Below are 12,201 nucleotides of genomic sequence, written 5' to 3' on the forward strand. Positions count from 1 at the left end.
TCAGAGCTCTTTCTTGATTTCTTTGATCAGCTTGGCTTCTTCCATCTGCTTATAGTAAGGGTCAAGCGGGAAGCATCCTGAGATCATGCCGTTGCGTGGGCCCGTGGTGCAGTCGGAGAAAGTACGGCAAATTTTCGCCCTTTTCATGCCGTCGCCAGACAATACATCTGCTGGCATTTCAGGGTAGGAGATCACCATCCGGCCAATGCCCACAAAATCCACATCACCATTTTTCAGCACGGCTTGCCCCACGTTGGGTAGCCACTCCTGCAGGTAGGAATACCCTGAGCCAACAATGGCCAGGTTTGGAAAATCCTTTTTGAGTGTCGCCACTACCTCAAGGTGACGGGCCACACCTACAAGAGGGTCTTCTGGTGGCAGGTAGCCGTCGGAAGGAGGGAAAAGGGCAGGCCTGGTTACGTGGGGATTGTAGTACGGGCTGCCGGCAGTGATGCAAAGCAGTTCGATATCGAGCTCCTCCAGCAAATGCAGAAACTTTCTTGTTTCTGTCAGGTCGTAGCTAAGTCCCGATTTCTCACCGCCAAAGGCATAGTTATAGTTGCCTGTTACTTCGTAAGGCTCGCCCACTTTGTCTTCGGCTTGTGTAAATGGCAACAAATCAATGGCGCTCAATCTCACGCCAATTTCTAAACCAGGAGCTTCCTTTCGAATGCCTTCTACAATCGAGGTAAGAAAGCGGGTTCTGTTTTCGAAGGAACCGCCGTATTTGCCTCCCCTGTCAATGGCGCTTAGAAACTCGTGACCTAAATAGCCATGACAATGTTTGATATCTACAAAATGGAACCCCGCCTTTTGCGCCAGCACAGCCGCCCTGATAAAATCTTCAATAAGGCTGTCAATGTCCTCGTCGCTCATTACCGGATAATCGTCGCCAAGTCCGAATTTCTTGTTCAGAACTGGGTGGGCGTAGAGTATTTTTGGCTGTAGCTTTTTCTTATCGAAAGGCTTACAAAACCTGCCAGAGTGGGTCAGCTGCAGGCCGATAACCAGGTCGTCGGCGCTGCTAAACTGCTCCTGATGATCTTTGACCAACGACTCGCAAAGGCTGACGAATTCTGGAAAGGTATCCTCGTTGATCATCAACTGATTGGGGTTGGCCCTGCCTTCAGGGTGCACAGCCACCGCCTCACAGCCCCATAGCAGTTTAGCCCCACTGATGGCGAAATGATGCCAGCGTCTTTTGGTGTGCTCCGAAGGTCTTCCGTCCGTGGTGCCATCCCAGCCTTCCATCGGCAGGATACAAAAGCGGTTGCCGATGGTTCTGCCCGAATTCAGCGAATAGGGTTGGTGGTACGGAGAATTGGTGGTCGCCAATTCAGCATCAAATGGAATGTCTGCGCCAATTTCTTCCAGATAGCTGGTAAGGTCTTCCGCAGTTTTGAGCTGCGCTACTCTTTTAAATACCGGTCTGCTTTTCGTAGCCATTGATCTTAAGCCATTAATCCATTAAAAAAAGTATAATACTCTTCACCTTTCAGCTGTTTGGTCAGGTAGAGCGCCAACTCCCTGGCATGATAGTCCCCCCACATGCTCGACTCGCCGCAAGGTACTTTTTGTCCTGTTGGCACGTGATCCCAATTATTGGGGCGGTGGTAAACAGAATGTAGTGTCAATCCCTGATGTGTTGGGTCAGTCGAAAGGTAAGGCTCACTGAAAAGCGCCTTTGCGGCCGTTAGCCCAGCTTGCGTATATTTTGGTTCGTTCAGGTACTTGCCAAGCCTCAGAAGTCCTTGTGCGCCAATGGCGGCTGCAGAGCTGTCTACCGGCTCGTGAGCATTAAAAGGATCGGAAGGTTTTGACAGGTAATCGCCCATGTGTACCAGGCCAGGGGCTCCTGTATCCCAGTAAGGGATGCCATCCGTACATGAATTCTCAATATAGAAATCGCAGGTGGCTTTGGCTGCCTTTAGCATCAAAGCCATTAGCTCCTTTTTAGCTATCACTCCTTCCAGTGCCGACTCAGGTACTTTTTCGAAGAACTCAAGCTCTTCTGGAAAACCGCACATAGCCCAGGCCAAGCCACGGGTCCAGGTGCTCATGCCGGTGTAGCCTTGCTGTGTGCTCACGCTACGGAAATTACCGTCGTTGGTATTGAAAATACTTTCATGGGCCGTGCGTCCCCAAAGGTCATACAAGTCACGACCTTCGCCATAAAACACAGAATAGTTGGCAGTGGAGACCAGGTGCTGTACGGTCCTCTTAAGTAAGCTGATTTTCTCATCGTTTTCCGCCATCAGCGAATGACCCAGTGCGTGGCTCATCATGAGGATGCGACAGGAGCGAACGGTGTCTACAAACAAGGAATGTGGCCCATTAAAAGAATAAATAAAGCCACCGTTTTTCGTAGTTGTCCAACGCATGGCCTGCACAGCCCCACTTACTTTGATGGCCAGCTCATAGAAGTTCTTTTCCCACTCGTTGTTTTCTGTTTTTCCTTCGTGCATCAGCCTGAGCAGGTTGCCGTAGGTGCTGATGTTGTTAAATCCGTGGTCGTGTACGCCCTTATGGGTCAGGTGCGGCGCCATTTTCTCGACCGTATTTTTTCTGCCTATTTCCAGAAATTGCTTTTCGCCAGTAGCATCAAACTGTAGCAACGCCGATCCAAACTGGAAGCCCTGCGTCCATTCCGTCCAGCCACGGGTGGTGTATTTGCCTTCTACCGTAAAAACTGGTGTACCAGCTTGCCCATCATACTGTTTTTCAATCGCCAGGATTTTCTGACCTGACAAGTCCCAAAATTGATTCAGGCTTTTCTCCAAGTGTTCAACCTTCAGTTGGTTGTCTATTTTCATTTTGTTCGTATAAGTTTAAATCAAAAGAGGGGAATGTATCCTCTCTCAAGGTCAGTAAAGTTCCAAAATTAAACCGTGCGGGCTTTCTTGCTGTGGCTTGCCTACTTTTTGTGCGTAGCCATTATCAAGACGCTGATTCCCCCGTGCACCATGTACAACACGATGTCAAAATTTAAACCGGCGATTTGTGCGGGTATTACCGAGAGAATATTGAGAACGATGCCTATCAGCGCCAGCCCACAGGTGAGAATAAGAACCTTTGGTGGGTTTTCAAAGATCACAGCGGCCAGCACCAGCGGTGCCATCACGGAAGTACCGGTAAAACTTAGCCTGGCCAGCAACACGAGTTGGTCGCTCATGTAAATAGAGAAAACCAGCACTACTAATGAGAATACCAGCAGCGAGATTTTCGTATACCGCATCACTGTTTTGTCTTCTCCGGAAAGCAAAGACCGGAGCTCCGAGCCGAGTGCAAATATCTGTGCGTTGGTGGTCGACAGGCAGGCAGCGAACAGCCCAACCACTGCCAGGGCAGCTACAGGGTTAGCCTGGTCAAACAGCAGGGCCGACGAGAGAAACTCTGAAGTAGAAACGTCAGGGTATTTTAGTGCGCCATATAAGCCAATGAACGCCGTGGGAAGAATCACCAGAATAGCAAACAACCCGACGGCATATGTCATTTTGTGTACCGACTTCAGGTCTTTCATCACTATGAGTCTGGTAGTGAGTTGAGGTTGTGTCACGGGTATCATCACAATGGCTATAGCAGAGCCTATGAGAAACTGAGTGCTGAACAGACCCTTTGGGCCGGGTAGGGTAAGCAGGTCAGGATTCTGCGTGCGTACATTCGCCATCATTTGGCCAAGTCCTCCCGACATTTCCAGGCAGGCTAATCCAATGATCCAAATCACAACCAATAGCAAAATGCCTTGAATGGCATCGCTGTATACAATGGCTTTAAGGCCACCAATTTCTGCGTAAATCAGCATAATCACCACCGTGCCAGCCGACCAGCCCCAAGAGGGAATGGCGTCGGGAAAGGCGGCGTTGAGAAAGATAGAAATACCTCTGATTTGAATGGCGACATACGGAATAAGGAAAAGAAAGGCGGTTAGGAAAAACAGGTAGCCGGCCCAGGGCGACTGGTAGCATTTTTCCAACAGTCCGGCAATGCCTTTGAATCCTTTGTTTTTGGCCAGTTTCCTCAGCTTGTAGCCAAACCAGATGATAAAGAAGACCATCACCGCATCCGAAAAAGCCAGGAAGATCCAGGCACCTACCCCGTGGTTACGGAAAAAGTCGGGCATGCCCATGAACGTGAAGGCGCTGAACAATGCGGCAGCAAAGGTCATGAAGCCGAGGAAGGCACCTATGGCGGAACCGGCCAACATGAATTCGTCAGAAGTTCGGTTCTTTTGATAGGATTTAACAGAGGCCAGCACCAGCAGACCAATGAAAATAATGAAGAAAATAATCAGCCAGGTGGTCATATCAGTCTTCTTTATGCGGGAAAACCCTGGTTCCAATAAATGTGAGAGCTACCAGCAGCGCTGTAATAAGGATGCTGCTCCAGAATACGTAAGGCAGGGAGAGAAAAAACGGCTCGGCATTGCCGGGTTTGAAGACTACGCCAAAGCTAAGAAGAACAAGCAAAATGGCTGCGGCGACAACGACTCGCCAGGGGGTAAATGATTTCATTATATAATAAGTAGGTTTTAAAGCGGATGAAGATTGGCAAATAAAGGGGCTTTTGCAATTTGTACCGGGACAAAATTAAATTGACATTTCTTTTACAATTTATATAGAAATGATTTTATTTGTTTTACAATTCATATACTAATGGGTAAATCATACATAGGAGAATTTGAAGAACTGGTACTGACCATTGTGGCCATCCTTCAGGAAGAGGCATACGGCAATGCCATCGTCACTGAAATAAAAAGCAAGGTGGGCAGGGAGGTGAACCTAAGTGCGGTGCACGTCACCCTGTACCGGCTGGAGGACAAGGGCTATGTGAAATCCGACATGGGAGGTGCCACCAACGAGAGAGGTGGTCGCCGTAAACGAATCTTTACTATCACAAATGCAGGTCTGGCTATTCTCAAAGACATGAAAGAGTCGAGAATGGATCTTTGGAAGTTGATACCACAATTGAATTTTGGATAAAAGAATGCCGGACAAGCAATCACATAAAGGTTTTGTAACTCGGTGGCTTCGCTTCCTTCGTCGGTTCTGTCCGCCTGATCTCTACGAAGGGATAGAGGGCGACTTGCTGGAGCAGTTTGAAACGGATATTGAGTCGGTAGGGCCAAAGAGAGCGGGGTGGAGGTTGAAATGGAATGTGCTGCGGTTTTTCCGGCCGGGGATTTTGATGAGGAATAGTTTCACCAGGCGACTAAATAGTACTGGCATGATGGGCAACCACCTAAAGGTTTCTTACCGACAGTTGGTCAAAAGCAAAGCGTTCACTGTCGTTAACGTTTTAGGGCTGGCCCTCGGCATGTCAGCCGCTTTCATCATTTTTCAGTATGTCATCTACGAAAAGAGCTACGAAAGCCTGCATGGCAATAAGGATCAGATTTACCGGGTAACAACGGTCTGGAACCAGCAAATTGTGGATGGGGATGCTCGGGCAACCACAGTTCCGTGGTCGGGCCCCTCAGTAAAAGACGCTTTTCCTGAAGTGCTGGAGTATACTCGGTTTGCCCCTTTGAGCGTGTTTATTGGTGAATATTGGGCTGTTTATGATGATGTGAACCTGGCGGATTTGGAGGTGTTTTTTACTGATCCCGGCTTCCTCAAAATGTTTTCTTTCAAGTTGCTTCAGGGCAATGAAGATTTGGCGCTGAATGACCCGTTTTCGATTGTTATTACTGCCTCAATGGCAACAAAGTTTTTTAAGAACGAAAGCCCAATGGGTAAACTCATTCGGATCGATTCACACGGGAACCTTGGCCCGGCCACCTTTGGAGAAAGCAATTTTAAGGTGACAGGCGTCATTCAGGACCCTCCTGATAATTCTCACATGAATTTCGACTTCCTCATTTCGTACAGCACAATTTTTCCCGGGCTGAGCAACGGGAGCACTTACTGGCACTGGGACTACACTTACACCTATCTGTTGATTCAGGAGGGAAGTAAAATTGCTGAACTCGAAAACAAAATATCGAAGCTTAGGGTGGCTCAGCATGGAGACGAAATGACCTATTTCAGCGATGCCATTGACTTCAGGTTGCAGCCCATCAGTGACATCCATTTGCATTCTGCTTTGAAAAATGAGCTCAAAGTCAATGGTGACGGCAATGGGGTTTTTCTCTTGCAGCTGGTAATGATAGGCATCCTACTTAGCGCCTATATCAACTATGTTAACTTGTCTACGGTAAAGGCTATCGAAAGGAGCCGTGAGATTGGCGTGAGGAAAATTATTGGTTCAACTCGTCGTCAATTGGTGGGCCAACTGTTGGTAGAATCTGCGTTGCTGAGTTTACTCGCCATCCTTGTGGCTATTCTAATTTCCGCAAGCAGTATCCTTTTTATAGACAATGCTTTTGGACTGAAGTGGCCTGCCTGGCAGAATGGCATTGTTACACCCTCATTGATCGTGTCTGCAATAGCCATTGTAGTAGCAGGCATATTGCTCTCGGTGGTATACCCTGTTTTGATTGTTACCCGCATCAAGGCGATAGAAGCCCTGAAAGGGGGTAGACAAGGTGCGGCAGGTTTAGGGAGAAAAATTGAGTTGAGAAAAGCGCTTATTGTGGTGCAATTTGTCTTCTGCGTTGCTTTTACTACTGGTACGTGGTCACTTTATCAGCAGCTTCGCTTCATGAAGGAGTATGATCTTGGCATGAACATGGATCAGGTGATCGTCGTAAAGGGATATGGCCTCCAGTCGCCAAAGGTTTATGAGAACTTCAAATCCAACCTGAAGGGGGTAAGCTTCATTGAGTCCGTCGGCTTTTCCTCGGCTGCCCCTGGCGACGAGATTAACTTGCTGGGCCTGAAAGCCAATGTAACTGTTGGCGATCAGACAGAGCCAAAGGAGCTAAAAATCGTCAGTATTGACGAGGATTTTTTTAACACCCTGGAGATTTCACTGCTGGCAGGTCGTTCATTTGATCCTGCGAACATGGCAGACCAAAAGCCGGCCATTGTCAACGAATCAGCGACCCGTTTACTCGGTTTTGAAGACCCGTTCGAAATCGTGGACAAGCCTTTGCACAGTTTGCAGGAAGCAGACAGCAGAATTGTGGGGGTGATCAAAAATTACAACCAGCTTTCTCTAAAAAACTCCTATGAGCCCATAGTGTATGTACCCTACAAAGAGTGGGACAGAACCTGGAACAACAGGTTTTTCTTTGTAAAAATCCAGGGAGGTGCAACAGGCAATCGCTACCAGGAAGCTCTGGCTGAAATTGAAGCCGCATGGAAAGAAGCTGCACCAGAGCAACCCTTTCAATACTTCTTTCTCGAGAGTCATTTTGAGAATAAGTACCAGGCCGAAACAGTATTCACCTCGCTGTTTCTCTTCTTCTCGCTCTTTGCAATCATCATCGCATGCCTGGGGCTATTTGGTCTGGTGGCTTACAGCACTATCCAGCGAACAAAAGAGATCGGGATAAGAAAGGTGCTTGGAGCGACAGTGGAGAATATTCTTGCTCTGCTTTCCAAAGACTTCTTTCGACTAATTTTGGTGGCTGCAGTGCTGGCTGTGCCCATAGTATGGCTCGGAATTGAGTCATGGCTTAATACTTATGCCTTTCGCATTGACGTTGACTTTTGGCTTTTCGTTGCTCCATTGCTGAGCGTTTTCGGGCTAGCCTTGGCGACAGTAGTTCTCCGGTCGTGGCGGGTAGCAGTTGATAACCCTGTAAACAGCCTCAGGCATGAATAATCCCTCTTCAACCTGGCTCCGCTTCCTCCACTGGTATTGCTCGGAACCCCTGGTAAAAGATGTTAAAAGTAGTCAGCCTTTTTCTAAAAATTCTCTTGGCGAGATAATGGGAATGTTTTTAAACGGACTAAGAACCTGTAAATCCGGATCGCCGGTAACAATACAATCTGCCTTTCCGGAAAGGGCGAGCTCGAGGTACATATCGTCTTTGGGGTCTCGGCAGACTTTTACTTTATGCGTTACAGGAAGTAAAGTAGCTAGCGACTCATATTCCTTTGTGAACTCAAGCCTTACCTCTATACTGGCATATTTATCGAATTTAGGCCGCATAGCTACGTTGATCAGTTCTGCAAGGACTGGGGTTGAGAGAAGGATGACATCGGATTGTTTGGCTTTGAGTAAAGCCTGTCCAGAAGTGGAGGTGTTATTTAAAAGTGCGCTGATTAACACATTGCAATCAAAAACGACCCTCACCTATTTTTCGTTGAGCAGCTGTTCAAGTATTTCAGGAGTCAGGCCATTTTTGCGTGCTTGTTCGCTCGCATCTTTCATGATTTCCTCCAGGCTTCTCTTTTTCCCAACAATAATATCCAGCGTTTCAGCAATAGCTTTTTTCTCAGCAACTGTCATTTGCTCCAGTTTTTCAGCCGTTGGGTCGCTTACCTCCAATGTTATTGTTTTCATGTGACAAATATACGTAAATCAAGCATGACAGACGTGAAAAAATCATTCTCTCTCCGCTTTCTCCGCTGGTTTTGCCCGCCCCATTTGTACGAAGGCATTGAAGGCGACTTGCTGGAGCAGTTTGAAACGGATCTTGAGTCGGTAGGGCCAAAGAGAGCGGGGTGGAGGTTGAAATGGAATGTGCTGCGTTTTTTCCGGCCGGGGATTTTGATGAGAAATACTTTTGAAAACCGATTAACGAATGCTGGTATGCTAAGAAACTATATGACTATCGCATGGAGGAATATCATTCGATATCCAGGCCACACTACGCTGAATGTCCTGGGCTTGGCCCTCGGACTGGCTAGCTGTTTTCTGATTGGTCTATATGTTAGGTACGAGTTAAGCTTTGACAACTTTCACGTGAAGGGTGAGCATATATATAGGTATATTCCGCAGTTCGCAAAAGATGGAGAAATGACGCTTCAGGTACAGACTGCTGCCGGCATAGCCCCCCACCTCCAGGCTACGGTTCCCGAAGTTGAGCAAGCGGTTAGATACACTGAATGGGAGGAGCAACCCTTCTTAAAATGGAAGGAAAAAGAACTCCCCGCAGCAACTCTATCTCTCGCAGACAGCAACTTCTTCCACATGTTTTCATTCCGGCTACAGGAGGGGAATTCGGCTGATATGTTGACTCGTCCCATGACCGTAGTCATCTCCAAAACTATTGCTAAAACTATTTTTGGGGGCGAATCTCCCATTGGACAGTTGATTACCTATGACAATAACCTGGAATTGGAAGTTACGGGCGTTTTCGAAGATGTTCCCGCCAATAGCCATCTTCAGTTTTCTTATCTGGTGTCTGTGGCATCACTGCCAAAACTTTACGGAGCTGACCAGACTGTGCTTTCCAGCATGGACAACTGGAATTTCTCCACCTACTTGTATGCGCCGTCGATTGTTGACTTGCGTGGTTTTGATCAGAGGGTAACAGAAGCAATGGTCACCAAAATGAAGGCACTGGGTACGTTTGGAGATGGTGAGGCCGCAGCTGCGCATTGGCTTCAACCGCTTACCGACATTCACTTCACTCAAGGAATAAGGGGAGATGGCCCTACATCAAATATCAGCCAAGTTTACATTTTCTCGGCAGTAGCCATTTTCATCATTCTCATTGCGTGTTTCAACTTCATGAACCTTTCCACGACCAGGGCGATAGGCCGGGCTAAGGAAGTGGGGATTAGAAAAGTAATGGGTGCAGTGAGGAGGCAGCTTATATTTCAGTTTTTGAGTGAGGCTTTTTTCATCGTCTTAATAGCTGGTGTCCTGAGCCTGGTTCTTTTCTGGCTGGCCGTTCCCTGGTTCAATAACGCTATGGGCTTGCGACTCACTTTTGAGATAGGCAATGACTGGCAATTCGTTGCTCAACTGTTGGGTATCATCGTTGCGACAGCTTTCATGGCGGGCAGCTATCCCGCTTTCTACTTATCGTCGTTCACTCCTTCTGCCACTCTTAGAGGAGGAAACCCAAAAGGTGGCAAGGCTGGCTTTCGAAACATATTGACTGTTATCCAATTTAGTATCTCAGTATTTCTGCTTATCGGAACGCTGGTTATCAGCAGCCAGCTGTCTTATATGAAAGAAGCTAAAATGGGCTACGAAAAGGATCTGGTGGTTCATTTTCAACTAACGGATGATTTGGAGGCAGAGAAATTTGAAAGCTTTAAAAATGCACTATTAAATCATCATGGAATTGCTGCTGTTAGCAGAGGAAGTGATGTGCCTGGAAATATCACTGGCCATAATATTTTTGAAGTTCAGGTGGGGGAAGAAAAACGGATCAAAGCATTTACTTACATTACGGCCGACTATGGTTACCTCGATGCTCTTGGTATCGAGGTAGTTGAAGGCAGGCAATTTTCCAGGGAGTTTCCGACAGACGAAACTCAGGGCTATTTGGTTAATGAGACCCTGGTTAAATTCTTAGGCCTCGACAAACAGTCCGGCAGGGTTGTTGGCACTCCCATGCGCTGGTTGTATTCCAAGTCTCAGGAGGGTAATATAATCGGGGTCGTCAAAGACTTTCATGCCCGGTCGCTCCAAAACAAGATCGAGCCGATGGCGATATGGTTTAGCGAAGGAGGATCTGTCGGCGTATTGAAGCTCAATGGCAACGACGTTTCAGGCGCTTTGGCTGCATTGGAACAGGAGTGGAGCAGGTCGGCTTCAGGCTATCCGTTGAATTATGCTTTTCTTGACGAATCGCTTGGCAGGATGTATTTGGCCGAAGAGAAATCTATGACGCTCGCAGGGGCTTTCTCGATTTTGGCCATCTTCATTTCCTGTATGGGCCTCATTGGGCTGGTGTCGTATGTGGCCGAACAGCGGAAGAAAGAAATCGGCATCCGGAAGGTACTTGGTGCATCAATGGTCGGCATTGTCACCCTTTTTTCGTGGCGGTTCGTTCGGCTTGTTGTGGTGGCTGCGGCTGTCACGGCTCCGCTGTCCGCATTGGCCGTGGACGAGTGGCTGGCCAACTTTGCCTATACGGCGCAGCTTCAGTTGTGGGTGTATGGTATTCCCATATTGATTGTGTTGCTAATTACTGTTGCTGTCGCTGCAGGCTTCACGATAAAGGCCGCCAAAGCAAACCCGGTTGATTGCCTGCGGAACGAATAACAGAGCATTCTGGCTATTTTTGTTAAATTCAGATTCAATACGATTGAATTATGAAAATCCATCTGGTCGGCGGCTTTCTTGGAAGCGGCAAAACAACGGCCATTGCCAACGCCTGTCAACAGCTTAAGCAGCAAAGCCTAAAAGTCGGCGTGATCACCAACGATCAGGGTCAATACCTGGTGGATAGCGAGTTTCTCCATGGGAAAGGAATTTCGTCTGAACAGGTAATTGGTGGCTGCTTTTGCTGCAACTACGATCAGCTCGATGAACAGATTCAGCGAATGAAGGCTAGTACTTCACCTGATGTTATTTTTGCTGAGTCGGTGGGGTCATGCACCGATCTTGTCGCTACGGTGCTGAAGCCTCTGCGGAAGTTTCGTGGGCAAGAAATGGAAGGCATGACTCTTTCCTGCTTCGTTGACGCCAGGATGCTGATGATGCATTCGAATAATAGAAGACTGCCCTTTAGCGCCGACACCACCTACATTTGGGAGAAACAAATCGAGGAAGCCCGTTTAATTGTCGTTAACAAAATTGACCTGATTAACTCCTCTGATCTTCCGGCTTTCAAGCAGGAGGTGACTGCGAAATGCCCCGACAAAAAATTTCTTTTCCAAAACTCACTTCACGAGGGCTCGGTTCGTGGCTGGCTGAATGAGCTAGAGGCGAACGAGAATTCCGGTAAGCTCCCATCACTTGATATCGACTATAACAAATATGGAAACGGCGAAGCTGAGCTAGCCTGGTTGGATGAGCAGATCACAATCAAAACATCCGATGGCACCGCAACCAAATTAGCACTCGATTTCATCGAAGGTCTGAATAGTAGCATTAAACGTAATGGGCTCACGATTGGGCATCTTAAGTTGATGATCACATCGAATGATAAGCAGAGAAAAATTAGTTTCACCACCATGTCGTCCAGCGGCGCCGAAACTAATGAACTCAAGTCTTTTTTCGGAGACTCGAATGAATTGCAACTTACAGTGAATGCCCGGGTTCAAACAGCTCCCGAAGTCCTTAGAGGTCTGTTGGAGGTTGAGCTTGGGTTGCTGAGAACAGCCAATACCATAATCTCGGAAGAGAATATTGCTTTTTTTCGGCCAGGGTTTCCAACGCCTACTCACCGGATAACGAGCTGACAAACTG

Annotated in this window: 10 protein-coding genes; 5 read left to right on the forward strand and 5 right to left on the reverse strand. The window is 47.6% G+C overall.

What is annotated here, in order from left to right:
* The 3 genes from RIF36_RS03600 to RIF36_RS03610 form a co-directional block, all read right to left on the reverse strand.
* Positions 1–1,446 (reverse strand): oxidoreductase, encoded by a 1,446-nt coding sequence (locus tag RIF36_RS03600; RefSeq protein WP_350119886.1) that lies wholly within the window; start codon positions 1,444–1,446, stop codon positions 1–3.
* A gap of 5 nt (positions 1,447–1,451) precedes the next feature.
* Complete coding sequence (locus RIF36_RS03605; protein ID WP_350119883.1) at positions 1,452–2,813, reverse strand: glycosyl hydrolase; 1,362 nt, start codon at positions 2,811–2,813, stop codon at positions 1,452–1,454.
* A 101-nt stretch (positions 2,814–2,914) separates the two neighbouring features.
* On the reverse strand, positions 2,915–4,303 hold the full coding sequence (locus RIF36_RS03610) for a sodium:solute symporter family protein (protein WP_350119880.1): 1,389 nt from the start codon (positions 4,301–4,303) through the stop codon (positions 2,915–2,917).
* On the opposite strand from RIF36_RS03610, the gene RIF36_RS03615 reads away from it, so the two are divergent.
* From RIF36_RS03615 to RIF36_RS03625, 3 genes are all read left to right on the forward strand, one after another.
* Positions 4,275–4,505 carry a hypothetical protein gene (locus RIF36_RS03615; RefSeq protein ID WP_350074405.1) on the forward strand — a complete coding sequence of 77 codons (231 nt, stop codon included), beginning with the start codon at positions 4,275–4,277 and terminating at the stop codon, positions 4,503–4,505. The genes RIF36_RS03610 and RIF36_RS03615 overlap by 29 nt on opposite strands.
* Before the next feature lie 147 nt (positions 4,506–4,652).
* Positions 4,653–4,979, forward strand: coding sequence for a PadR family transcriptional regulator (locus RIF36_RS03620; RefSeq protein ID WP_350094585.1), 327 nt, complete (start codon positions 4,653–4,655; stop codon positions 4,977–4,979).
* A gap of 4 nt (positions 4,980–4,983) precedes the next feature.
* The gene (locus RIF36_RS03625) at positions 4,984–7,707 is read left to right on the forward strand and encodes an ABC transporter permease (RefSeq protein WP_350119878.1); all 2,724 of its coding nucleotides are present in this window, start codon (positions 4,984–4,986) and stop codon (positions 7,705–7,707) included.
* Positions 7,708–7,779: 72 nt separating this feature from the next.
* On the opposite strand, the gene RIF36_RS03630 is transcribed toward RIF36_RS03625, so the two are convergent.
* Positions 7,780–8,181 (reverse strand): putative toxin-antitoxin system toxin component, PIN family, encoded by a 402-nt coding sequence (locus tag RIF36_RS03630; protein WP_350119875.1) that lies wholly within the window; start codon positions 8,179–8,181, stop codon positions 7,780–7,782.
* Positions 8,182–8,391 carry a hypothetical protein gene (locus RIF36_RS03635; RefSeq protein WP_350074412.1) on the reverse strand — a complete coding sequence of 70 codons (210 nt, stop codon included), beginning with the start codon at positions 8,389–8,391 and terminating at the stop codon, positions 8,182–8,184.
* A 24-nt stretch (positions 8,392–8,415) separates the two neighbouring features.
* On the opposite strand from RIF36_RS03635, the gene RIF36_RS03640 reads away from it, so the two are divergent.
* Positions 8,416–11,052, forward strand: coding sequence for an ABC transporter permease (locus RIF36_RS03640; RefSeq protein WP_350119872.1), 2,637 nt, complete (start codon positions 8,416–8,418; stop codon positions 11,050–11,052).
* Between the two features lie 50 nt (positions 11,053–11,102).
* Entirely contained in the window at positions 11,103–12,194 is a 1,092-nt protein-coding gene (locus RIF36_RS03645; RefSeq protein ID WP_350119869.1) for a GTP-binding protein, read from the forward strand.
* The last annotated feature ends 7 nt before the right edge of the window (positions 12,195–12,201 follow it).

Source organism: Imperialibacter sp. (genome assembly GCF_040222815.1).
Lineage (GTDB): Bacteria > Bacteroidota > Bacteroidia > Cytophagales > Cyclobacteriaceae > Imperialibacter.